Genomic DNA, 22,678 nt, shown 5'->3' on the forward strand with positions numbered 1-22,678 from the left:
CAATAACCGATGGAAACAGTCGGAAAACCAGGCTTGGTCGTGGGGGAAATGGGGGTGGGTAACGTATAGGACACGGGGCCGTGCGGCTGACCAACTCGGCCCCTGGTTGTTGCCAGGTAAAAAAATGCCGCCTTCAGGAGGCGGCTCGGCAAGCGATGAATAACTTAACGGTTCTGAATTTCCGGGGGAATGAGGTTGCGCTCGTAGCGCTGGACATAATCTTCAAAGGACTCTTGATCCTGGGCTTCAATATCCAGCTGGGCCTGCAAAGAGTCGGCGGCCTGCTGTTCGAAAGCGGCTTGCTTGTCAGCCGGCAAAGGATGGGCCAGCAGGCTGGCGTGGTGTTCGCGGCTGCGCTGTAGGGCGTAGTCATGAAAGCTCAGGCCCGTCTCGTGTAAGCGTTTCAGTAACTGGGCCGACGGTGTCCGTTCCGGATCGTCCAGTTTACGCATTTGTGCCTGCACGGCTTGGGTATGGCCGTCTGTATCCAGGGCGTGATCCAGCATGTGTGCGTAGGGTAAGAGGGACTGGAGAATCTCCCGTCCCCATTGTTGCAAGCTGACCGCTTGTTTTTGCTGGTTGGTCAACATCAGGCCGGGGCGACGGCCTTCACGCACGACGGTGGCAAAGTTGTTCTTGCTGTCCTGACAGTAGCCACCGTCCGGGAAAAAGGGGCTGTCTTGCACGGCACAGAACAGCAGGAAGGTATCCAGAAAGCGACAGGTTTGCTCGGATATGCCAGTAGGGGATTCGGGGTCGATATCCAGGCAGCGTACTTCGATGTACTCCACACCGCGCTGAGCCAGGGCGGTGGCCGGGCGTTCGCTGCGCTGGGTTGTGCGCTTGGGGCGGATGCTGGAGTAGTACTCGTTTTCAATTTGCAGGATGTGGGTGTTGAGCTGAATCCACTCGCCATCACGGTGCGTGCCCAGCTTTTCGTAATCCGGCCAAGGGGTCACGGCAGCGTGATACATGCGCATCACAAAGGTGTCCAGGTCGTTGTAGCAAAGCTGAAGCTCGGCTTGGGCTTCCTTGTTGTGATAGCCCAGGTCGCTCATGCGCAGGCTGGTTGCCCAGGGCATGGTCAGCGTGTCGTCGTCGATCTTGTCCAGATTGTTGCTACGACCTTGCAGGAAGTTCGCATCCAGCACGGGCGAGGCGCCAAACAGATACATCAGCAACCAGGAGTAGCGTGTGAAATTGCGAATCAGCGCCAGGTAGCCATTGGAGCGTTGATCTTGCAGATTGTCGCCGCAGACGTTCAGCAAGGGCCAGATGCCGTCGGGCAGGGAGAAGTTGTAATGCACCCCGGCAATACACTGCATGGGTTTTCCATAGCGTTCGGCCAGGCCGCGACGGTAAACATGCTTGAGCATGCCCGTGTTGGAGGTGCCGTACCAGGCAATGGCAATCTCCTTTTCGGCGGGCAGCAAGGCGGGCATGGACTGGTTCCAGATGATTTCCTGATCCAGTTTGCCGGCGACAAAGGTATGAATATCGGCCAGCTCTTGCAGCACGTCCTCAACCCGGGCTTGCGGCTCGGTAATCAGCTCCAGCAGGGCCTCGGCGTAATCGGTGGTGATGTGGGCATTGGTAAGGGCAGAACCAATGGCGCGGGGGTGGGGAGTCTTTGCCAGCTGGCCCAGCGCATCAACGCGCAGTCCTTCTTTCTCGATGCCTCGCAAGATCCCCTTCAAGATATCGGGGTTCTGTTGCAGGGCAAGGCGGCGTTCGTGGCTGGTGTTCATGGTGGTGTTTCCCACTTTCGAAATCGGATGCAAGATACGGGACTGTTCAAGGGGCCTGGGGCCGTCTATAAATAGTAGTCCGACCAAACTTGCTTTGTTAAGTTGCGCCAAAAGGCGAATCGGGCAGGGCGAGTATAAGGCGGCTGTTCAGGCAGCTGATGAAAAGCATGAAACGGGATATGGGATTAGCACCATGATAATCAGGCGCATGACCGCCGTACTGGCGGCCTTATGGATGTTGGCGGCCTGCAGTCCGGAGTTTAACTGGCGCAAGGTTCAACTTGAGCAAACGGGCTTGTCAGCCATGTTGCCCGGCAAGCCAAGCACCAGTCACCGCGTGTTGGATTTCGAGCAGTACCCGCTGGATTTTTACCTGACGACGGCGACCGCGGGTGGGCAGATCTATACCGTGGGTCATGTGATTCTTCCCGCGCAATTGCAACAGGACCCAGCCGCCCGTGAGCGCCTGTACGAGGCGCTGCATGAGTCCTTGCGTGCAAAATTCGTCCCGGATGGGCAGGCCAGTCAGAAAAGCGCCGTGCAGATCCCGCCACCTGGCCAGATTTTTTACATGACACGCGATGTGGGCGGCGTGGCGTTGCGCCTGGAGGCGATGATCCGTATGGAGCCGGGCTGGCTGGTGCAGGGCTTTGTTATGACGGATTCCGGTAAGGCGCCGGATGCGGCTCAGGCAAAGATTTTCTTTGACGGCTTAGCTCGCTAGCGGGGTCGCCGCTGATCAGGCGCTGTTGCAAGGCCAGGGTAATGGCGGCCTGGCGGCTGTAAACCCCCAGTTTGGCGTAAGCGTTCTGGAAATGAAAGTTGATCGTGCGCTCAGTAATGCCCAGGATGATGCTGATTTCCCAGCTGGTCTTGCCATGGGCAGCCCAGTTCAGGCAGGACTGTTCGCGTGAAGTTAAATACGTCACGGTAAAGCCATTCCTCATGCATTCGTGGTAAACGTCGCGCCAATGTACTCAAATTTAGCTTAGCTGGCAGACCGATGAACATGGAAATAATGATGCAAATCAAAGCATTGTCTGTTTCCCGAACGGATCTTTAGGCACAGTGGCGAAGGGAGGCGGCCTGCCTGGTTTGGACGACGCGCTGCAGCGATGCTAGAATTTTGTCTTATACGTTTTGCGCCGATTTGCCTGATCCGCTTGCGGGCGCTCCATAAATCCAGCTAAAGAGGTCCAGATGGCCACTGATTCCGTCCCCTGCGCCAACGTTGGCGCCGCTAGCCCATCCTGCGGATTGATCCCCGAAGGTTCTGTGGGCCCTGTACAAGCCGAACTCATTGCGTTTGATGAACCGCTGCACCTGCGCAGCGGGCAAGTGCTGCCCAGCTACGAGCTGGCCGTCGAGACGTACGGCACCCTGAATAAAGAGCGCAGCAACGCGGTCCTGGTGTGTCATGCGCTCAATGCCTCCCATCACGTTGCCGGCTATTACGATGACGATCCCAAAAGCGTAGGCTGGTGGGACAATATGGTCGGTCCCGGCAAGGCCGTGGATACGGATCGGTTTTTTGTCATTGGCGTCAACAATATTGGCTCCTGTTTTGGTTCTACGGGGCCGTCCAGCATCAATCCCGCTACCGGCAAGCCCTGGGGCTCCGAGTTTCCCGTTCTGACCGTGGAGGACTGGGTACGTGCCCAGGCGCGTCTGGCCGACTATTTTGGCATTCGCAAGTTCGCGGCCGTCATGGGAGGATCGCTGGGTGGCATGCAAGCCTTGAGCTGGGCGATCAGTTGCCCCGATCGCGTCGAGAACTGTGTGGTTATTGCCAGCACACCGCGCCTGTCAGCGCAGAATATTGCGTTTAACGAAGTGGCCCGCAGTGCCATTTTGTCTGACCCGCAGTTTCATGGCGGCAATTATTACGAGCATGGCGTGGTACCCAAGGCCGGACTGGGCGTGGCCCGCATGGTGGGCCATATCACCTACCTGTCTGATACCGTCATGGCCGAGAAGTTTGGCCGCACCCAGCGTGCGCCGGCGCAAGGTGGCGAATACCACTACAACTATGGCGTGGAATTCGAGGTCGAATCCTATCTGCGTTATCAGGGAGAGAAGTTCTCACGCTACTTTGACGCCAATACCTACCTGATCATTACGCGGGCCCTGGATTACTTTGATCCGTCCCGTCCGTATCAGGGGGATCTGAGCAAAGCCCTGGAAAACGTGATGGCCAAGTTCCTGCTTGTTTCCTTCACCACGGACTGGCGTTTTTCGCCCGAGCGCTCGCGTGAAATTGTGCAGGCCCTGCTCCGTAACCAGCGTCAGGTGACCTACGCTGAAATCGATGCTCCGCATGGACATGATGCTTTCTTGCTGGAAGACCCCCGCTACCATGCGGTCGTACAGGGATACTATGATCAGATCGCCGTTAATTTGGGCTTGCCTGCGCGCACGCGCACGACGGGGGTGCTGGCAGAATGACTAAGCCGCAAACACAAGTGGCCGCCGCCATGTTAAGACCGGATTTGCTGCGCATTGCGCAGTGGATCGAGCCCGGCTCGCGAGTGCTGGACCTGGGCTGTAACGATGGGACCTTGCTGGCACATCTGCGTGATACGCGTCAGGTCGTTGGCACAGGGGTGGAGCTCAATGATCAGTTCGTCATTGCGTCGGTCCGCCGGGGTGTCAACGTCATTCAGCAAGATCTGGAAAAAGGTCTGGCCCTGTTTAGCGATCAGCAGTTCGATACCGTGGTTCTGTCCAAGACCTTGCAGTCCATGCACCATACGGAGCACATCTTGCGTGAGATGGCGCGGGTGGCGCGGTATGGTATCGTCTCGTTTCCCAACTTCGGTTACTGGCCGCACGGCTGGAGCATTTTGCGTGGCCGCATGCCGGTGACCGGTGAAATGCCTTACCAGTGGTACAACACGCCCAACATTCATTTGTGCACCATGAAAGATTTTCAGGATCTGGCTCAGGCAGTGGGCGTACGTATTCTTGATCGTGTTGCATTCAATGGCGGTCATACGGTTCGTTTTTTACCGGGCTGGCGCAGTACCCTGGCTGTCTACCGTTTCGAATCCCCCCATTTTCTTGGTGCTTCGCGCTAACAAGGCCTGACGTGTCACGTGTCTATACCAGTCCCCGAGTCTTGCCTTTGCTGATTCTGGGGTTCGCCAGTGGCCTGCCCCTGGCCCTGGTGTCAGGCACTTTGCAGGCCTGGGCCACCGTGGAACAGGTCTCGCTGACCGAAATCGGCTTCTTGACCCTGGTGGGCTCGGCGTACACGCTGAAGTTTCTCTGGGCTCCCCTGATTGACCGTTATGCTCCCCCCTTCATGGGGCGTCGACGTGGCTGGATACTGCTGACCCAATTGTTGCTGGCGGGCTCGATTGCCGCGATGGGCCTGTTTTCCCCTTCCGTGAATCTGACCGCACTGGCTTTGCTGGCCGTGTGGGTGGCTTTTTTGTCCGCCACACAGGACATTGCTTTTGATGCCTATTGCACGGACGTGCTGCAGGCCCACGAGCGTGCGGCGGGAGCGGCCGTCAAAGTCATGGGGTACCGCATCGCCATGATTGTTTCCGGTGGCCTGGCGCTGATCCTGGCCGATCGCTGGTTGGGCTGGGCCAATACCTATTTTCTGATGGGTGCCTTCATGGCACTGTGCGCGCTGGTGACCTTGGTGTCCCCCGACCCTCAGGAACAAAGCCGCCCGCCGCGCAGCCTGTCCGAGGCGGTGGTCGCGCCTTTGGCGGATTTTTTCTCTCGTCCCGGCGCCTGGAGCGTGCTGGCCCTGATTGTGCTCTACAAATTGGGTGACGCCTTTGCCGGCGCCTTGTCCACTACGTTTCTGATTCGTGCGGCCGGCTTTACCTTGTCGGAAGTCGGCACGATCAACAAGGTGTTTGGTCTGGCGGCCACAGTGGTCGGGGCCTTGATGGGGGGAGCGATCATGGCCCGCCTCGGGCTTTACCGGGCCTTGATGATTTTCGGGCTGCTGCAGGCCGTCTCCAACCTGGGTTATTGGCTGATCGCGATTGAAACCGCGCCGTCCATGTGGCTGATGGGCATGGTGGTGGGTCTGGAAAATCTGTGTGGTGGCCTGGGGACAGCGGCCTTTGTCGCCTTGCTGATGGCCTTGTGCAACCGAACCTATTCAGCGACTCAATTTGCCTTGCTGTCGGCCTTGTCGGCGGTGGGCCGCACCTATCTGGCCGGCCCGTTGACACCGCTGCTGGTTCAGACCCTGGGATGGCCAGGCTTTTTTATCTGTACGGTGTTTATTGCCGTGCCCGGTTTACTGATGCTGCGTTGTTATCGCGGCCTTATTCAACAGCTTGATGCGTAAAAAATATCATGCTCTTACTTGTTCTCTACATTATTGCCATTACTGCAGAGGCGATGACCGCCGCCCTGGCGGCAGGCCGTCGTGACATGGACTGGGTTGGCGTGTGTACCATCGCCTGCGTCACGGCCTTGGGGGGCGGTTCCGTGCGGGACGTGCTTCTGGGGCATTATCCGCTGACCTGGGTGCAGCATCCCGAGTATTTGTGGATTACGGCAGGCGCGGCCATTTTGACGGCCTTGATCGCTCCGATCATGCGACGTTTGCACAGTCTGTTCCTGCTGCTTGATGCCATGGGGCTGGTGGTCTTTACCGTGATCGGCTGTCAGATCGCGCTGGAGATGCAGTTACCCATTACGGTGGTGCTGCTCAGCGGCATGATTACCGGCTGTGCCGGGGGTGTTTTACGCGACATTCTCTGTAATGACATCCCCTTGCTGTTGCGCAAGGAGATGTATGCCAGCGTATCCATGCTGACCGGCGCTTTATATCTGGGTGCCCAGCACCTGGACTGGGACCCCTACGTAACCTTGCTGGGCCCCATGATTATCGGCTTGAGTTTCCGCATGCTGGCCCTGCATCGTAATTGGCAGATGCCCCGCTTCGTCTATCGAGACGAGTGGCGTTAAGCTCAGCCTGCCTGAGTGGGCTCAGACCATGCCCAGCCAGCGCAAGATCAGGGGCACGAAGGGCACCAGTATGGCAGTCATGATTCCATTGAGGCTCAGGCCAATGGCCGAGAAGGCCCCGATTGTTTCATGGACCTGCAAGGCGCGAGCGGTGCCAATCGCGTGTGCCGTCACGCCCACGGCAAAGCCGCGGGCTTCGGGGCGGTCAATGCGCAGCAGGTTCAGCAGGGGGCGTGCCATGATGGTGCCGGCGATGCCGGTAATCGCGACAGCCACGGCTGCCAAGGAAGGCTGGCCATCAAACTGCTCTGCCAATGCCATGGCAATGGGCATGGTGGCCGACCGAGGGGCGACCGACATGATGGTTTCCATCGATCCACCCAAGGCCCAGGCAATCAGAACCGTACTGAAAATAGCGGTGACTGAACCGATCAGCAGCGCAATCGTCAAGGGTTTCCAGATTTTGCGCAGCTGACGCAACTGGCTGTAGAGTGGCACGGCCAGGGCGACGGTCGCCGGGCCAATCAGAAAGTGAATGAATTTGGCGCCCTCGAAATAGACTGGGTAGGGCGTGCGGGTCAGCATAAGCAGAGCGACGATGACCAGTACGGAGACCAGAATCGGCAGCAAAAAGGGGCTGCTCCCCGATTGACGATACATCCAGACCGAGCCCGCGTAGACCGAGCAGGTCAGGGTGAGCCACAGCAAGGGGGAGCTGGACAAAAAGACCCAGATTTGAAACAGTCCGTCGGTCATTTTTCTTCTTCCTGACGGTTTTTGAGCAAGCGGTTAAGCACCAGAGCCGTCACCACCATCGTGATGACGGTGCCACCCAGGGTGGCAATCAGAAAGGGCTGCCATTCATCGGCCACCCGATCAAAATACAGCATCACGCCGGTGACGGCGGGAATGAACAGCAGCATCAGGTTCTGCAGCATGACACTGGCCGTGCTCTCGAGGGCGGCCGGAACCCCGTCACGGATCAGCAAGGCGGCCGCCAGCAAAAGCATGCCCGCCAAGGGGCCGGGCAGCGGTAAAGACAGAGTCTGCACCAGGACTTCGCCGAGTAACTGAAAGGCGAACAGGGCAGTAATCGCGTAGATCATGACAATATCCGTAAAGCACGAAAACGCCAGGCGGCAAGCCTGGCGCAGGTAACAAGGTCTGGCTGAGGGTGCTAGTGTGCCATACAAGCCAGTCAGGCAGTAGACGTGCTGCTTATATGGAATTGGCTATGGCAAGTTCGTCGTATCAATGCTTGGCGGCAGGGGGTTTGGCGCCTGTCCAGGCCTGGACTTCGATTTCAACATCCACCCCGCCTGCCAGTTTGGCTTGTACCAGAGAACGGGCCGGGAAGTTGCTGCCCAGGCGTTCCTTATAGACTTTGTTGAACTGGTCGTACAAGGCAATATCGGACAGATAGACGGTGGCTTTGACCAGCTGGTTCAGGTCGGCGCCGGCCAGGGCCAAGGCCTCCTCAATCCGGTCCAAGGTGGCATTGGTTTGATCCTCAATGCTGCCCCGCACGATCTCGCCTTTCTCGTTCAGCGGAATTTGCCCGGACAGAAACAGAAAATCACCGGCCTGCACGGCGCGGGAAAAGGGCATGTCCGCATCCGCCAGAAAGCGTTTGATTGCCGTCGGTTCTGTGCTCTTGCCTGTGCTTGCGGCATAAGCGGTGCTGATGCCCAGTCCTGCGACCGAGCAAACCAGCAAAGTGTGACGGGCCAAAGCAAATAAACGCATCAGAATTCTCCTTGGACAAGGGGGAATCCAGTGTGCCACAGTCGAGGCCGGGCAGCGTTAATTAATGTGACGGCCCGTCGGCCTCAAGGTTGCTTAAGCGCGATCGCCCAACCAGGCCTGGACTTCGATTTCCACGTCCACATTCTTGGCCAGCTTGGCTTCAACCAGCGAGCGGGTGGGCAAGGTGTCGCCAAAACGTTCGGCATAGACCTTGTTGAAGTCAGCAAACAGGGCCATATCGGACAGCCAGACTGTGGCTTTGACCACGTCGGCTAAGGTGGCGTTGGCCAGTGCCAGGCCTTCGATCAGGCGATCAAAGACGGCGTGGGTCTGGTCCTGGATGGAGCCACGTACCACTTCGCCCTGGGCGTCGTAAGGGATCTGACCGGACAGGAACAGAAAACCGCCAGCGATGGTCGCACGCGAAAAAGGCAGTGGCAGTGGGCTGGCAATACGGCGGATACCGGACATGGAGTACTCCTGATAGGGATGGTGGAAAAGTCGGTCAAGGCAGCAATGCGTGTTTGTTCACGTCTCTTGCCTACAATAAGGCGTCACTATACAACTTCAAATGAGGAGCGAGACGACGTGAGCAAGGAAATTTTGCAACGCCTGGACCAACTCAGCCAGGCTGCGCTGGCCAGCGGGGATTTGTTGCCTGTGCAAGCTCAAGAAGAGCTGATGCACGATCAGGGGCTGACGTTTTTTGTGCGTTGGGTGTCCACTCTGGCGGCCAAGGATGCAGCCAGCGTCTCGATCCCGGGCGGGCCGCGCGACCCCAATTTCAATCCTTTCCTGCCCCCAGCACCGGCATTGACCGTAGCCGATGCCAGCCCCACCCACAATATAGTGCTGAACAAGTTCGCGGTCTGTGATTTGCATCTGGTGCTGGCTGACAAGGTGTTTAGCGAGCAGCTGAGTCCTTTGCGCGACATTGATTTTCAGGTTCTGGCGAATTTTTTGGCCCTGCAGGGCGGGCTGGGGTTTTACAACGGCGGCGGACCGGCCGGAGCCAGTCAGCGGCATAAACATACACAATGGGTCCCCCCGGCAGAGAGCAACGGCTCTTTGGCTTTGTATCTGGATGAGCTTCCTGCTCAGGCCCCGGTTGGCAGCGTGCATCGGCACCCGGCATTGGCCTTTGAACACCGCTTTGTGCGCCTGCTGGAGACGCAGGACCCGACCACTTTGAGCAGCAGCTTGTTGAGCGCTTACCAGCTTGCGTGCAAGGAATTGGGTCTGGTCATGGACGAACAGGGTTTGTTGCCGCCCCATAATATGCTGGCCGGTCAGGGCTGGCTGCTGGTGGTGCCGCGTAGCGTGGAGCTGGTGGATGGCATCTCGGTCAATGCCCTGTCGTATGCAGGCTGCATTTATGTCCGCACTCCCGAGCAAATCGAGCGAGTGCGGCAGATAGGCCCTTTAGCTGTTCTGGCTCAGGCTGCCTACGCCAGCACGCGTCAGGCTTGAGTTCCCTGGTCGCTGAGCAGGATGAGCCCCGCTGCGGCGGGGTTTTTTTCTGCTCTGTTGTCACATTTTGAATCTCTATTTATTGTTAAGAAACATCAGGCAAGTATGGGGATTTCATACAAATTGATTTTCGTTTCATTTCATTTTGGTAAAGAATTAATGAATATAAACAGCAATTGATTGAAATAATGTAACTTTGTTTTTTGAAAAGAAGGGAACTGAGGCGTTTCGAAAATAGAGCCATTCAGGTATAAGCCTATTAACTAATAGAACCATTCAGGTATAAGCCTATTAACTAATAGAACCATCATCGGTTTGAGCAATGTAGGCTAATCTATCTAAAGGTGAATGGCTTATGCATGTTTCGTCGGATGCTCATATTCTTTTCATTGCTCCCGAACCTTTCGGTGCAACAGATCTGTTGGTGTTATTGCGCACCAGTTTTGGCCGCGTCAGCTTTGCGCTTGATGCGCAGCAAGGCTTGGCGCGCTGTCTGTCATTGCGGGCCGACTTTGTGCTGAGTGATTACCATCTGCCTCGTTTGAGAGGGGATGTCTTTATGCGATTGCTGCGCGCCAACCCGCAAACAGCCGCCATACCGGTTGTGTTCTTGTCGGCCCGTTCCTGTGCCGACAGTCAGTTAATGGCCTTGCGTAGCGGGGCGCGCGATTTCATCGATTATCGAACGAACGTACAACTGGTGCTCGAGCGTATTCGTCTGCATCTGGGGTTGAGAGAAATACAACCAGAGAGCGTGAGCAGGGAACGTCGGCGCTTGCTGGAACGGGGCAAGGAGTCGTCCCCACGCACCCCCTTGGTAGAGACAGTGCAGCAGCATGTACGCGACAATTTATCGGAGCCGCTCAGCGCCGAGAATCTGGCGGCCTTGTTCGGCACAAGTGCCCGGCGCCTGAATGCACTTTTCAAAGCGACCTGTGGCGTGACGGTGCACGATTACGTGCGCTCCACCCGGATGGCCTATGCCATGCACCTGTTAACGCATACCGACATGGCTGTCATCAATGTGGCTGTGGAGTCTGGCTATGTGAATCCGGCCAATTTTGCCACTGCGTTCAGACAATATAGCGGCCTGTCTCCATCGGTCTATCGGCAGTGCAATAGATCTAATATTTAAATCGACTTTGAAATGGAAAAAATTAATAAATTCCTGTTTTGTGCAATGATTCAAATGGGTTTAGTGGAAATTCAAAAGTAATTATTAAAAAGCAGTAAGAGAATAAACACAGCCGGTTGGGTTAGGGGTTCGGTAAGATTTTTCTGAGTATCCAGATTCAATCAATCGCCATAACGGTGTGAGGGGCGGTTTTGCGCCGTGAAACCGGCATGCATCAGCGCGTACGGGGGCTGCTTCTTGAACTTTGGCAGCAATATGGTGCTGACACACATTGGTCAGCGTGTTGCGGTGGCGATGAGTACCGAACTTAATGTGGAGCCTGTCACAGCAAGTGGCGCGATCAAGGGGACGTCGAGAAAGTTCTCTGCTCAGTTAAACGGCGGCTCTGAACTTATCCAGGGCTGTTTGCAGGCAAATTCTGCCACTATCACGAATGCCGTGGCGGCTGGCTGTGTTAGTGCCGGGAATACTTGATCTTGCGGTCCCTGACGCGGCTGCGGCACAGCGCTTTCTAAGCCAGGTTCAAGGGTAAAAAAAACATAAAGAGCCTGAAGAGGCCAGCAAGGATGGGGACGATGACGGTGGAGCAGATATTTCTGTTGTATGACGAGCTGACGGGCCTGCAGCATATCGCACGGGAGGCGGAGCAGTGGGGCGTACGGGTTCAGATAGTTGGAACGATAGGGCAGTGCTTGTCATTGGCATCGGCAGCAGGTGTGCAGGCGGCCTTTGCCTTGTCGTGTCAGGCAGACAAGGTTTTTCTGCATATCAATCGTCTGCGCGTTGTCTTTCCTGCAGCGGGCATTATTGTCGTGCGACGAGACAAGATGGCCGGTATGGAGCGGGGGCATCTGATGCTGGCAGGGGCCGATGCCTGCTTTGATCGTGAGGCCCTGCCGGTCGAGGTGGTGGCCTGCGTTCAAGCCTTGCGTCGACGCGGCTATGCCTTGCGGCAAAGCGTGGCACTGGCTGAACCCAATTGCTCCAAAGAAGCACTGGTCGTGTCAAAAACGGGCCCGGAATCCGACTCCTCCTTATGGGAACTGATGGAAGACGGATGGACCCTGCTCACCCCGCGCGGTCAGCCTGTAATGCTGACTCGGGGTGAGCGCCGTATTGTCTTGGCCTTGTTCGCTCTCAGTCCGCAAACCGTAGCGCGCGACCGTTTGTTTCTGCCGGAGGAAAAGGGCGGGGCACAAGTGCGTTCTGTGGATGTTGTCATCAGCCGTTTGAAACGCAAATTGTGGGCTCTCGGCGAGGAGCTGCCGATTCGCTCCGTGCGTGGTCAAGGCTACGCGTTTGTGGGCAGCGTCCCGGCAGTCTGTCAGGAGCTGGCGCGTGAAAGCCTCCGTAAAGACGGGGTTTACGACTGACGGGGACAGGACGGAGAGGGGCTTTCTCGATGCTGAAACGGCATGATATAGACCCTAAAATTTTAAATATGTATAATTGGACGCTCTGGTTCATGGAACCAGCTTCTCGAACTGACCGCTCAGGTGCGACAAAATCGCATAAAAATGGCGGTCTGTTCTTCAACAGGTTGTTGCACAACAACCCGGCTTTTTAGTCCGAAACACCTTGCCCGACCTTCTGGTCGCGGAACAACCAGCCGACTGTCCTGGCGGACATCGGCCTGCAACAGAGCGGCTTGTCTCTGGCCATATTGTTTTTTGTCCGGCCCGCAGACTTGCCGTAATGTGAGGCACTTTGCGTTGTGTCTTGCTTTTTCTCGCTTCGGCTTGTGCCGAGGGCGGGAGCGTGTGCGCGCGCGTTCGGTTTGGGTGCTTCGGTTCAGGTCCTGGGATCTGTGCCGCCCAGCGCGTTATGGCGAAATCGGCACGCATGCGAGCGGGGAAGGCTTGGCCAGACTTCCCGCCGCAGAAGAGAAAGGGAAAAGACATGCAAGAGGCGGAGTTTTTTACACTTTCAAGCACCACGGCAATCTTGCTGCTGCTTGGTTTTTATGGCGCGACATTCTTGATGTCGCTCATGATTGGTCAGAAGAAAGAAAATGTGGACGGATACATGGTATCCAATAGTGCAGTGGGCTTTGGCCTGGCGGCGGCCAGCATGATTGCCACCTGGGTATGGGCCGCGTCGTTTTATGCCAGTGCGACCTCAGGCTACAAGTATGGCTTGTCCGGGCCTTTGCATTACGGGCTGTGGGGTGCCTTGATGATTCTGTTCATCTATCCCTTTGGGAGGCGGTTTCGCCAGTTGGCGCCGCAGGCGCATACCTTGGCCGAGGTGCTGCACGCGCGGCACGGCTCGTCCAGTCAGATGATTATGGCGATTTCCAACGTGGTGGGAAGTGGCATCAGCCTGATGGTGAACTTCACGGCCGCTGGTGCGTTGGTCTCGATCCTTAGCCCTCTGACATTCATTCAAGGTGTGCTGATCGCCGGGTTAGGTGTGTTGTCCTACACCTTGTGGTCGGGATTTCGCGCCTCGGTCATGACCGATTTTGCGCAACTGGTGGCCATGATCCTGTCGGCTGTCATTATTATTCCGCTGATTTTTTTCAATGCTGGTGGTCCAGAGATGGTTCAGGCCAACTGGTGGCGCCTGGACTCCGAACAAGCGAATTTCTATTCGACCAAAGCGATTTTGGAGCAAGGGGCTCCCTACTTTGTCGCGGTACTGGCCTATGCGATTGGTAACCAGACCATCGCGCAGCGCCTGTTTGCCGTGCGTGAAGATCTGATCAAGCCTACCTTTCTGACCGCCACCATTGGCTATGGCGCGGTGGTGATTGGTCTGGGCATGTTGGGACTGCTGGCCCTGTTCACCGGTCTACAGCCTGTAGACGGCAATATGAACAACATCATTCCACAGATGGCATCCACGTATTTGCCACCCTTTGGCATTGCCCTGTTTTTTATTCTGGTTATCGGCTCCCTGTCCTCCACCGCGGACTCGGACCTGGCGGCCCTGTCGGCCATCATGATGACGGATATCTATGCCAAGAACATTGCTCGCGGTCGACCCAACCCCACTCGCATGTTGTGGTGGGGCCGTATCACCATGGTGGTCGCCACGATGGTGGGGGTGATCTTTGCCAGCTTGCGTCTGGATATTCTGGTCATGCTGGTGTTTGTGGGCGCACTGTGGGGGGCAATCGTCTTTCCGGTCATCGTCAGTTTCTACTGGGACCGAGTCACCAACAAGGCGTTTAGCTGGTCGGTCCTGTGTGCCGTGGTGCTGTTTACGATTGTGCGCTTTGAGCTGATCCCCATTGAGGGTGTGGTAGCCGTGTTCTACGAAATAAGCGCTTCGATTGGGGGAGGCGTGGTGGCCGGTCTGATGGCGTTCGCTTTTTTCAACAGCCGTATTGCGATTGCGGTGGGGGTGATTGCGACCGCGGTTCTCTTGCCCAACTTTATCGGTTTCTTGCGTGAGTACATCGTGCTGCTGGGTTCCTTGACCGCTTACGGAGTCAGCGCGGTGGTGTGTGTGGCATTGAGTCTGCGCAGCCAGGAGCGTTTTGATTTTTCCGTGCTGGCCGAGCGTGTGCAGTCGTTTCACTATGACGACACTCCCGCGCCGGGAAAGCAGAAAACGCGGCAGTCACAACAAGGCGAACCCGCCTCGGCCCGCGCCTGAGGGCAGGTTTAAACGACGTAGAAAGGAGAACACGATGCTGATGACAATTTACTTTTTGGTCTGGCCTGTGATGTCGGCCATCATTCTGGTCTTGCTGTTGGGCAATCTGATTCGTGATTGGCGCATGGCCCGCAAGACGGGTCAGTCCATGGTCTAAAAGCAGCAACCCCGTCCTCAGTTGCAGGACGGGATTTTTTTTGAGGGGGGCCGGGGCAAGGCCGGAGGACAGACCAGAGTGCAGACTCCGGACGCTGTTCATGTACAGCCTCGACGACGGATTGCCGGCGTGCCCCGCCGCCCGCCGCTGCGTTGTAGGCCGGTTCTGGCAATGCATCCCCGGATGGCTGATACCCTGCTCCGCTTTGTCCGTCTGACGCAGAGGGGCTGCTCGCCGGGCCTGCAAAAGCTAAAGCCGATACTCCTGTCACTTGGCATCTGTCGATGATGAATAAGGCCATGGATCTGGGTTTTGTGAAGCGTAAGCATCAATAGGCGGTGCCAGTCTCAGATGCGGACTTGCTCATCGAGTGGTATCCGTCTGCGCACAGTGTGCCAAGGCGCTGGCCCTATAGGCTGGGTTTGGCTGTCGTGTGCCGATAAAGAATAAAGATGTTTACTTTTTTTGATGCTTTCTGCTGATGGCCGGAAATAATCAATAGACTAAATTTTGATTATTCATTAATCGAGTATTTCATAATGAATGCTCAATTCATCTTTTTTATTTTTGATACGGGTTATGGTCAATCCATTTAATTCTGCCGTATTTTCAACATGCGTTCCGCCGCAGGGATACTGGCCCAGCTTGCCAATTGCAATCTGACGGTGCCCCTGATGAATGTGGATGGAAATAGGGTGGGCCAACTGAATTTGTTCCCTGCAGCGGGCCGATAAGTCTTCCAGGCTAGGAGGCAGCGCATTGTTGGACTGACGAAACACGAGCCGCGCCTCGCCCGGCCAGTGATGCGCCTTGATCGCTTGCCAGCCAGTCTGCTCAAGCAGATGGCCGATCAGGTGGCCGGCAGTATGCAAACGTGCATGCGCAAGCCTGTGCATCTGATCGATTTTCATTTCTACCGGCCCCAAGGGCAGGCTCACCGGTAGATAGTGCAAAACCTGTCCGTCGCGGTTTTGGGTCACATGCAGAACTTCGTGTCCGTTTAATGTGCCTTTGTCGCAAGGCTGACCACCACCTTGGGGATGGAATAAGGTTTTATCCAGCCGAACGACATAGCGCTCATTTTCCGAGTGATAACACTCGAGGATTTCTGTTTTGCCAAAAAGTTTATGGCTGGTCAAATATAATTTATCGTGCATTTCATAATCGATGGGTGGGTGCTCATGCATTGTAGGCGTAGTAGCCCCCCCTGATAATTGCAATTCAACGACATAATTTATTCCCTATGAGCACAAGTAACCTCACTTCCTTGATGAGCGACATGGTGGTGTTTGTCAAAGTCGTGGAGACGGGCAGTTTTTCCGAAGCTGCTCGCCAGCTGGGCAATACCCCCTCGGCAGTCAGCCGTTCCATTGCACGTTTGGAAAAAGGGCTGGGAACCCGGGTGCTGCAGCGCACCACGCGTAAACTGCGCTTGAGTGACAGCGGTCAGGCAATTTATGAACATGCGCGTGACATGTTGGCCTGCGCACAGGCCGCGATGGAAATATCGGGGCAGTTTCAGACGGAGCCAGAGGGTCTTATACGCTTGAGTGTTCCTAAAGCGGTGGGGCATTTTCTGATTCATCCGCACATGCCTGACTTCTTGACCGCGTACCCCAAAGTGAACGTGGTGATGAGTCTGGATGACCGCTATACGGACCTGATCGACGATCAACTGGATCTGGCCATTCGTATCACCGACCAGCCGCAGCCGGGTTTGATGGGGAGACATCTGAGCGATATTCGACATGGTCTGTATGCCAGCCCGGACTACGTGGCGGCACACCCGTTGCCCACGCATCCGCAGCAGTTGCGCGAGCACAGTTGCATCTATTTAGGGGAAGCGCCGAGCGATTCACGCTGGCGTTTCAGCAAGGGCGGTAAGGTTCTGAACGTGACGGTTAGCGGCCGCTATGCGGCCAACCACACCGGAGTCCGGCTCGACGCCGTAGAGCGAGGGCTGGGAATCGGCAGCCTGCCGCGCTTTGTCGCCAAGGGAGCGGAGCAGCAAGGGCGTATCGTACGCGTCTTGCCCGATTGGGAGTTCCGGACGCAATACTGTGGTGCCCTGTGGGCGCTGTATCCGCCCACTCGCCATTTACCCCCCAAACTGCGGGCGATGGTGGAGTTTCTGGCGGGGCGGCTGGGAGGGGGTAAAGGGGAGGTCTGGGGGCCGTCGCCTTAACGGGCATCATCCGAATGGATGTGCAGGGCTTCCAGAAAACGCGACACCATATTGTAGGTGGCGATGGTGGCCGTCAGCTCAACGGTCAAGCGTTCATTGAAATGCTGCCGTATGGCCTGGAAGATGGCAGGCTCCACTTGTACCTGCAGGGTCATGGCATCGGTATAGGCCAGTACGGCACATTGAATGGGTGTGAACTGATCGGAGTCCTGCCAGTTGGATAAAGCATCGAGCTGCGCCTGACTCAGGCCCTCTGCAAGGGCGATCGGGGCGTGCTGATCGGCTTCGTAGGGAGCGCGGTTCAGCAAGGCCACGCGCATGATGACCAGTTCGCGCAAGTCGCCCGGCAGACTGCTGTGGTGGCGTATGCCGGTCAGGTGATTGAGCCAGCCCTTGGCAATGGGCGCGCTGTGCAGCAGCATCTGGTACAGGTGCAGCACGCTGCCGCGTTCGGCAATAATTTGCTCGACCAAGGGAGCCGCATCGGGGGCGCTCAGGTCTGCATAAGGTAGGCGGGCCATGATTCTCCTTTCTGTGTTGAGGGAAATGGCGGCATGTAGGCCGCCAGTTATAGGACAGAGCGCCGGCTCCTTGTCACCTGCTCGGGTGGTCAGGCAGACGCTCGGGACGTTCAGACTTGACGAGGCAGGACGCGTTCCAGGGTGTGTGTCAGCCGCTTCACGATCTCGTGAATATCCGCTTCCGTGCAGATAAAGGGCGGTGCCAGCAAGATATGATCGCCGTGAACCCCATCAATGGTGCCGCCCATAGGATAGAGCATCAGCCCCTGTGAAAACGCCTCTTGCTTGATCCGCGCATGCGTTTTCAGGCCGGGGTCCAATGCCTGTTTGCTGGCCTTGTCCTGTACCAGTTCAATACCCATGAACAGGCCGCGACCGCGGATATCGCCCACATTGGGATGCTCGTCCAGAGCCTGGTGCAACTCACGACGCAGTTGTTCGCCCCGTTGGCGTACATTTTCCAGCAACTGCTCGTGTTCAATCACTTGTTGCACGGCCAGGGCGCCGGCGCAGGCCGTCGCGTGCCCCATATAGGTATGACCATGCTGGAAAAAGCCCGAGCCGTTCAGGATGGCCTGATAGATCCGGTCACTGGCCAGCATGGCGCCGATCGGTTGATAGCCGGCTCCCAGCCCCTTTGCAATGGCCATGATGTCCGGTACAACGCCATCCTCTTCACAAGCGTACAGGTAGCCGGTGCGGCCCATGCCGGACATGACCTCGTCCAGAATCAGCAAAACGCCGTGCTTGTCGCAGACCTGACGGATTTTTTTCCAGTAATCGCCCACGGGTGCCAGGGCACCGGCGGTTGCGCCAACAACGGTTTCGCCTACAAAGGCGGCCACATTTTGGGGCCCGAGACGTTCAATGGTGTCGTCCAGTTCCTGGGCCAGCCGGTCGGCGTATTGCTCGTCGCTTTCATGGCTGCCTTGATCGCGGTAGGGGTAACAGGGGGAGACATGCTGGGCAGGAGCGAGCAAGGGCAGGAAAGGCTTGCGACGCCATTCGTTGCCGCCGATCGCCAGTGCGCCCAGCGTATTGCCATGATAGCTTTGGCGACGTGCGATAAAGATATGGCGTTCGGCTTGACCTATTTCCACGAAATATTGTCGAGCCAGCTTCAGGCTGGCTTCCACCGCCTCGGAGCCGCCGGACAGAAAATAGACATGGTCCAGATCGCCGGGCGCACGGCTGCTCAGAAAGTCCGCCAGACTCTCTGCGGCCTGGCTGCTGAAAAACGAGGTATGGGCGTAAGCAATCTGATCGAGCTGATGCTTGATGGCGTCAATCACGACAGGGTGACTGTGTCCCAGGCAGGAGACGGCTGCCCCGCCGCTGGCGTCGATATAGGACTTGCCTGTGCTGTCAATGATATGGATGCCATCGCCTTTGACTGCATAGGGCAAGGTTTGTTTTGGGTTGCGATGAAAGACGTGTGTCATGGCGCAGATCCGGAAAGTAAACGCATAAGGGTTTTCAACGTATGTTGAAACTATAATAATACTTTCAACAAATAAATCATCTTTGTTGAGGTGGCAGGGGTGGATAAAGACCTCACTGTTGCGTTCAGACTGCATTTGTACCCGATATATACTTGGTATCCCTTTTTAAGCGTGTTGGCCCATGAACTCCTTGAGCACTTTGACCGAGCGTATTCAGGCGGCTTTTGCCTGCATGTCGCCCCAGTTTCAGCAAAGCGCGCGCTATGTGCTTGATCACGCCGATCAGGTGCCCTTGATGTCCATGCGACAGTTGGCCGTACAGGCCCAGGTGCAGCCGGCCACGCTGCTGCGCTTTGCCCGGTCTTTGGGCTTTGATGGTTGGGCGCCGTTCAAGGCCGTATTCACCCAGGCCCTGCACGGTCAGGGGGCGCGACGCTATGCCGAGCAAGCCCGCGCCGTGGTGCGCAACCGCCGCAAAGAAGACCGCCTGGCGCAGGTGCTGACCGTGCAAATGGATAATCTGGCCGTATTGCGGGAGGTCAACGAAACGCGCTTGCCTCAGGCCGTGGCGCTGCTCAGCAAAGCCAAGCGGGTGTTTGTGGCAGGGTTCAGGGCCTCTTTCGCGCCCGCGTTTTCTTTTCATTACCAGTACCGCCTGTTTCGCCCCTCGATTGCCTTGTTGCGCGGCGAGTCCGGCACCCTGGATATGGATTTGCGGGCCCTGCAAAAGGGCGATGTGCTGGTCTTGTTCGGTTTTGCTCCCTATTCCCAGGAAGCGGTGTTGGCTCATGGGGCAGCCCAGCAGGCGCAGGCACATATTCTGGCGATTTGCGACAGCTTGCTTGCCCCTATTGCGCAGCAGGCAGATGCCACATTATTGTTTGGAACCGACAGCCCGTCTTTTTTTCCTTCTCTGGTTGCCGCTCAGGCGCTGGTCGAGGTCTTGCTGGAACAGGTTCTGGCCAAGGCGGGCAGTCGTGCTGTAAGCGGTATTGAGTTGGTTGAAAATCAATTGCACCAGTCTGGTGCCTACTGGAAATAGACGCGATGGCTAAGTTGTCCTATCTGGAGTTAACTGGTGGTCCCAAAGAAATTGGCCATTCTTTGGGACGTTTTGGAGCCCCCGCCGTGCATGCCTATTTGCTCAGCTCAACAGCTTGGCAAGGCATCATGCAATTTAAGGGGACGGCTGTTGCCACTGAGCTGGCGCAGTATACCGAGCGTTATTTTCCCCGAATATGGACCGAGCTCCAGGGCCTGGCATTGGGTCTGGAGCTCCCCTTTGAGGACGTGTTTTTGTGGAATTGCCGTGGCGATTTGTGGGCCATGGCCCCGGACGGCTGCACGACCGTGCAGTTGCCAGCCCAGGGTGAGCCTAGACTGGTGCACAACGAAGACGGTGACCCGGGTTTTGCCGGTTATTGCGGGGTGGGCAAATTCATTCCTGACAGTGGCATGTCATTTGTGTCGTTCCTGTATCCGGCCTCCTTGCCCGGGCACAGTTTTGCCGTGACACAGGCCGGGCTGGCCATGACGGTCAATAATGTCCGCGCCCGCCATGCCACCCCTGGCGTGCCGCGTATGGTTCTGACCCGCGCCATGCTGGATCAGCCTGACCTTGATCAGGCAGTGAGCCTTTTGCAGGACCATCCCCGCTCGGGAGCGTTTCACCTGAGCCTGGCCCAGCGGGGCGATACGCGCCTGCTAAGCGTGGAGTTCAGTGCGCAGGCCGTTTCGGTCCAGACAATTGAACGCAATCAGTTGCATGCCAACCACGCTGTGCACGAGTCCATGCAAGGGTTTGAACAGCGTATTACCCGATCCTCCGAATTGCGCCAGGAGCGCGGCGACGAGTTGCTCTTGCAAGCCGGTTCAGCCGTCGATCCCTTGAAAATTCTAGCGGACCAGCACCACGTGCAGTTCCCAATCTGGCGTTGTGACCCTGATGACAGTGACAGGGAGAACACCTTGGCAACCGTGGATATTCAGGTGGGCAGCCAGTCTCTGAAATGGCAGGTCTACGAAGATCCGACCGATCAACCCGTGCTGACCTTTGCGGATGTCACCCGCATCGATCAGGTCTGAAGATGAAAATAAACAGGGCCCTGTCAATGCAGGGCCCTGTGCGTAACGGGGTAACGCGCTACGACGCAATCAGCTTGTGGACGATTCGTGGCGCTTGGGTTCCCAGAGGACATCGGGGCGGCCCGCATGGCGGTTGAGGGTACGCGCCAGCACAAACAGCAAATCCGACAGCCGGTTCAGGTACAGGCGTGGACCATCCTGTGGCAAGGCCTCCGAAGGGACGGCCACGACACTGCGCTCGGCACGTCGTGCCACGCAACGCAGCACATGCGCCTGTGCCGCGGCCGGACTGCCGCCGGGCAGAATAAATTCCTTCAGTATCCCCAAGGGTTCGTTGTAATGGCGTATTGCCGCATCCAGGCGCTCCACATGGACTGAACCGATGACCTGATGGCCAGGAATGCACAGCTCGGCTCCCATATCGAACAGATCGTGCTGGATATCGGAGAGCAGGGCGTCGACATCTTCGGGCAGCTCCAGGCTGCGCAGCACACCAATATGGCTGTTCAGCTCATCCACATCGCCCAGGGCGTGAATCAGGGCTGCGGTTTTGGGCACGCGGCTGCCATCGCCCAGGCCGGTCGTCCCGTCGTCGCCCGTGCGAGTGCTGATAATGGAAAGTCGTGTGGACATAATTTAGCCTTGTGCTTCTGCGGGCACGGGTGTGCCATTGGCCATATTGACCAGGGCCTCTCCGGTGACACGAACCACGCGCCAGTCTTGCAACACCTGGGCGCCTTGATGCTGATAAAAATCAATGGCGTTCTGGTTCCAGTCCAACACCACCCATTCCAGGCGGCCGCATCCCTGAGTCACCGCCATCTGCGCTAGATGGCGCAGTGCTGCGGCACCCAGACCTTTTTTACGGTGGGCAGGATCGATGTACAAATCCTCCAGATAGATGCCGCGGCGATCCAGAAAGCTGGAGTAGTTGTAAAACCACATAATGTAAGAAATTATGGTGTCGGGCTGGCCCTCAGGGGTGATGACCAGACAGTAGGCGCTGGGCTCATCCGAGAAGAAACTGTTGCGCAGCGACTCGGCGCTGGCCTTGAAAATATGCTCCAGTTTCTCAAAGGAGGCCATATCGCGCATCAGGCCCAAAATGGCGGGAATGTCGGCGGGAGTGGCTGGACGCAGCACATACCCTTTAATAAATTCGCTCATGCTTTTGCAAAGGTTTAGCGTTATGCTTGATCGGAAACAGACGCAGCAGGCGTCCGAAAGTAGGCATTATGAGCTAATTGTTCAGCTCTGCCCAATTTGCAGGAGTGAAAAATGACGTGGACAAAACGGGGCGCGGCTCTGGCGCTGGGAGCCTTGGGAGTCATGGCTGGATCGGCTTATGTCGTGGTGGCCCAGGCCCAGGAAGCCAGTGCATCGGGCGAAGTTCGTCGACTGGACACGGCAGCAGGCAAAATCACCATCAAGCATGGTGAGATCAGCGAACTGGAACTGCCCGCCATGACATTGGTGTACAAAATTGATCCTGCCTTGCTGGCCGACATCAAACCGGGCGACAAGGTGAAATTCACGGCCAAGCGTGACGGCGGGGATTACGTGGTCATCAAGATCAGTAAATAAGCCGTGTCAAAAACCATATGAAAAGCCGGGTTCGCCCGGCTTTTTTCTGCCCCAGGCA

At 56.8% G+C, this 22,678-nt stretch carries 25 protein-coding genes and 1 riboswitch; of the genes, 14 read left to right on the forward strand and 11 right to left on the reverse strand.

All coding sequences use genetic code 11. The features are described 5' to 3' along the window. Positions 1-164: 164 nt before the first annotated feature. Entirely contained in the window at positions 165-1,748 is a 1,584-nt protein-coding gene (gene gshA, locus ACOZ42_RS01755; RefSeq protein WP_301606490.1) for a glutamate--cysteine ligase, read from the reverse strand. Positions 1,749-1,956: 208 nt separating this feature from the next. Here gshA and ACOZ42_RS01760 point away from each other — a divergent pair, with 208 nt between their 5' ends. Next, positions 1,957-2,472, forward strand: coding sequence for a hypothetical protein (locus ACOZ42_RS01760; protein ID WP_003804313.1), 516 nt, complete (start codon positions 1,957-1,959; stop codon positions 2,470-2,472). Here ACOZ42_RS01760 and ACOZ42_RS01765 read toward each other — a convergent pair. Continuing rightward, complete coding sequence (locus tag ACOZ42_RS01765; RefSeq protein WP_003804311.1) at positions 2,402-2,677, reverse strand: response regulator transcription factor; 276 nt, start codon at positions 2,675-2,677, stop codon at positions 2,402-2,404. The genes ACOZ42_RS01760 and ACOZ42_RS01765 overlap by 71 nt on opposite strands. Before the next feature lie 203 nt (positions 2,678-2,880). After that, positions 2,881-2,959, forward strand: a riboswitch (SAM riboswitch). On the opposite strand from ACOZ42_RS01765, the gene metX reads away from it, so the two are divergent. From metX to ACOZ42_RS01785, 4 genes are all read left to right on the forward strand, one after another. Next, a complete protein-coding gene (metX, locus tag ACOZ42_RS01770) occupies positions 2,949-4,193 on the forward strand; it encodes a homoserine O-succinyltransferase MetX (protein ID WP_426345475.1) in 1,245 nt (414 codons plus the stop codon). It overlaps the preceding riboswitch by 11 nt. Beyond that, positions 4,190-4,825: a methionine biosynthesis protein MetW gene (gene metW, locus ACOZ42_RS01775; RefSeq protein WP_003804309.1), complete on the forward strand. Its 636-nt coding sequence runs from the start codon at positions 4,190-4,192 to the stop codon at positions 4,823-4,825. Before metX ends, metW begins: the two co-directional genes overlap by 4 nt. An 11-nt stretch (positions 4,826-4,836) precedes the next feature. Continuing rightward, positions 4,837-6,066 (forward strand): muropeptide transporter, encoded by a 1,230-nt coding sequence (locus ACOZ42_RS01780; protein WP_059318496.1) that lies wholly within the window; start codon positions 4,837-4,839, stop codon positions 6,064-6,066. A gap of 8 nt (positions 6,067-6,074) precedes the next feature. After that, positions 6,075-6,692, forward strand: a complete 618-nt coding sequence (locus ACOZ42_RS01785) for a trimeric intracellular cation channel family protein (RefSeq protein WP_039943818.1) — start codon at positions 6,075-6,077, stop codon at positions 6,690-6,692. A 21-nt stretch (positions 6,693-6,713) separates the two neighbouring features. Here the strand turns inward: ACOZ42_RS01785 and ACOZ42_RS01790 are convergent, their stop codons facing one another. The 4 genes from ACOZ42_RS01790 to ACOZ42_RS01805 all read right to left on the reverse strand — a co-directional run bounded on the left by ACOZ42_RS01790 (position 6,714) and on the right by ACOZ42_RS01805 (position 8,909). Further along, positions 6,714-7,448 carry an LrgB family protein gene (locus ACOZ42_RS01790; protein WP_059318497.1) on the reverse strand — a complete coding sequence of 245 codons (735 nt, stop codon included), beginning with the start codon at positions 7,446-7,448 and terminating at the stop codon, positions 6,714-6,716. Then, a complete protein-coding gene (locus tag ACOZ42_RS01795; RefSeq protein WP_426345476.1) occupies positions 7,445-7,798 on the reverse strand; it encodes a CidA/LrgA family protein in 354 nt (117 codons plus the stop codon). The genes ACOZ42_RS01790 and ACOZ42_RS01795 overlap by 4 nt, the downstream gene beginning before the upstream one ends. A gap of 145 nt (positions 7,799-7,943) precedes the next feature. Beyond that, on the reverse strand, positions 7,944-8,438 hold the full coding sequence (locus ACOZ42_RS01800; RefSeq protein ID WP_329956480.1) for a RidA family protein: 495 nt from the start codon (positions 8,436-8,438) through the stop codon (positions 7,944-7,946). A gap of 93 nt (positions 8,439-8,531) precedes the next feature. Continuing rightward, positions 8,532-8,909: a RidA family protein gene (locus ACOZ42_RS01805; RefSeq protein WP_059318498.1), complete on the reverse strand. Its 378-nt coding sequence runs from the start codon at positions 8,907-8,909 to the stop codon at positions 8,532-8,534. Positions 8,910-9,026: 117 nt separating this feature from the next. On the opposite strand from ACOZ42_RS01805, the gene ACOZ42_RS01810 reads away from it, so the two are divergent. The 5 genes from ACOZ42_RS01810 (at position 9,027) to ACOZ42_RS01830 (ending at position 14,803) form a co-directional block, all read left to right on the forward strand. Continuing rightward, positions 9,027-9,908 carry an ATP adenylyltransferase family protein gene (locus ACOZ42_RS01810; protein ID WP_426345477.1) on the forward strand — a complete coding sequence of 294 codons (882 nt, stop codon included), beginning with the start codon at positions 9,027-9,029 and terminating at the stop codon, positions 9,906-9,908. A gap of 355 nt (positions 9,909-10,263) precedes the next feature. Beyond that, on the forward strand, positions 10,264-11,043 hold the full coding sequence (locus ACOZ42_RS01815) for a response regulator transcription factor (protein ID WP_131071219.1): 780 nt from the start codon (positions 10,264-10,266) through the stop codon (positions 11,041-11,043). Between the two features lie 575 nt (positions 11,044-11,618). Continuing rightward, complete coding sequence (locus ACOZ42_RS01820) at positions 11,619-12,416, forward strand: winged helix-turn-helix domain-containing protein (RefSeq protein WP_003804295.1); 798 nt, start codon at positions 11,619-11,621, stop codon at positions 12,414-12,416. Between the two features lie 526 nt (positions 12,417-12,942). Then, positions 12,943-14,646: a sodium:solute symporter family protein gene (locus ACOZ42_RS01825; RefSeq protein WP_003804293.1), complete on the forward strand. Its 1,704-nt coding sequence runs from the start codon at positions 12,943-12,945 to the stop codon at positions 14,644-14,646. Between the two features lie 34 nt (positions 14,647-14,680). Beyond that, complete coding sequence (locus ACOZ42_RS01830; RefSeq protein ID WP_003804292.1) at positions 14,681-14,803, forward strand: putative transporter small subunit; 123 nt, start codon at positions 14,681-14,683, stop codon at positions 14,801-14,803. Positions 14,804-15,324: 521 nt separating this feature from the next. Here the strand turns inward: ACOZ42_RS01830 and ACOZ42_RS01835 are convergent. Continuing rightward, on the reverse strand, positions 15,325-15,960 hold the full coding sequence (locus tag ACOZ42_RS01835; RefSeq protein WP_336579910.1) for a threonine--tRNA ligase: 636 nt from the start codon (positions 15,958-15,960) through the stop codon (positions 15,325-15,327). Between the two features lie 86 nt (positions 15,961-16,046). On the opposite strand from ACOZ42_RS01835, the gene ACOZ42_RS01840 reads away from it, so the two are divergent. Further along, a complete protein-coding gene (locus ACOZ42_RS01840) occupies positions 16,047-16,988 on the forward strand; it encodes a LysR family transcriptional regulator (protein WP_426345478.1) in 942 nt (313 codons plus the stop codon). Here the strand turns inward: ACOZ42_RS01840 and ACOZ42_RS01845 are convergent. Then, the gene (locus ACOZ42_RS01845) at positions 16,985-17,509 is read right to left on the reverse strand and encodes a carboxymuconolactone decarboxylase family protein (protein WP_003804288.1); all 525 of its coding nucleotides are present in this window, start codon (positions 17,507-17,509) and stop codon (positions 16,985-16,987) included. The two genes, ACOZ42_RS01840 and ACOZ42_RS01845, sit on opposite strands and share 4 nt — an antisense overlap. A 110-nt stretch (positions 17,510-17,619) precedes the next feature. After that, positions 17,620-18,951 (reverse strand): aspartate aminotransferase family protein, encoded by a 1,332-nt coding sequence (locus ACOZ42_RS01850; protein WP_426345479.1) that lies wholly within the window; start codon positions 18,949-18,951, stop codon positions 17,620-17,622. 181 nt (positions 18,952-19,132) lie between these two features. On the opposite strand from ACOZ42_RS01850, the gene ACOZ42_RS01855 reads away from it, so the two are divergent. Next, positions 19,133-19,993, forward strand: a complete 861-nt coding sequence (locus tag ACOZ42_RS01855; RefSeq protein ID WP_426345480.1) for a MurR/RpiR family transcriptional regulator — start codon at positions 19,133-19,135, stop codon at positions 19,991-19,993. 5 nt (positions 19,994-19,998) lie between these two features. Next, entirely contained in the window at positions 19,999-21,036 is a 1,038-nt protein-coding gene (locus tag ACOZ42_RS01860) for a C45 family autoproteolytic acyltransferase/hydolase (RefSeq protein ID WP_426345481.1), read from the forward strand. Between the two features lie 69 nt (positions 21,037-21,105). Here ACOZ42_RS01860 and ACOZ42_RS01865 read toward each other — a convergent pair whose 3' ends face one another. Both ACOZ42_RS01865 and ACOZ42_RS01870 read right to left on the reverse strand, forming a co-directional pair. Then, entirely contained in the window at positions 21,106-21,669 is a 564-nt protein-coding gene (locus ACOZ42_RS01865) for a cob(I)yrinic acid a,c-diamide adenosyltransferase (RefSeq protein WP_426345482.1), read from the reverse strand. Between the two features lie 3 nt (positions 21,670-21,672). Continuing rightward, positions 21,673-22,203 (reverse strand): GNAT family N-acetyltransferase, encoded by a 531-nt coding sequence (locus ACOZ42_RS01870; protein ID WP_003804278.1) that lies wholly within the window; start codon positions 22,201-22,203, stop codon positions 21,673-21,675. Positions 22,204-22,365: 162 nt separating this feature from the next. Here ACOZ42_RS01870 and ACOZ42_RS01875 point away from each other — a divergent pair, with 162 nt between their 5' ends. Next, positions 22,366-22,620, forward strand: coding sequence for a copper-binding protein (locus tag ACOZ42_RS01875; RefSeq protein ID WP_230406306.1), 255 nt, complete (start codon positions 22,366-22,368; stop codon positions 22,618-22,620). Positions 22,621-22,678 lie beyond the last annotated feature (58 nt).

Origin of the sequence: Alcaligenes sp. HNGD-HTN06 (assembly GCF_049932565.1) — a bacterium.
Classification (GTDB): Bacteria; Pseudomonadota; Gammaproteobacteria; order Burkholderiales; family Burkholderiaceae_B; genus Alcaligenes; species Alcaligenes ammonioxydans.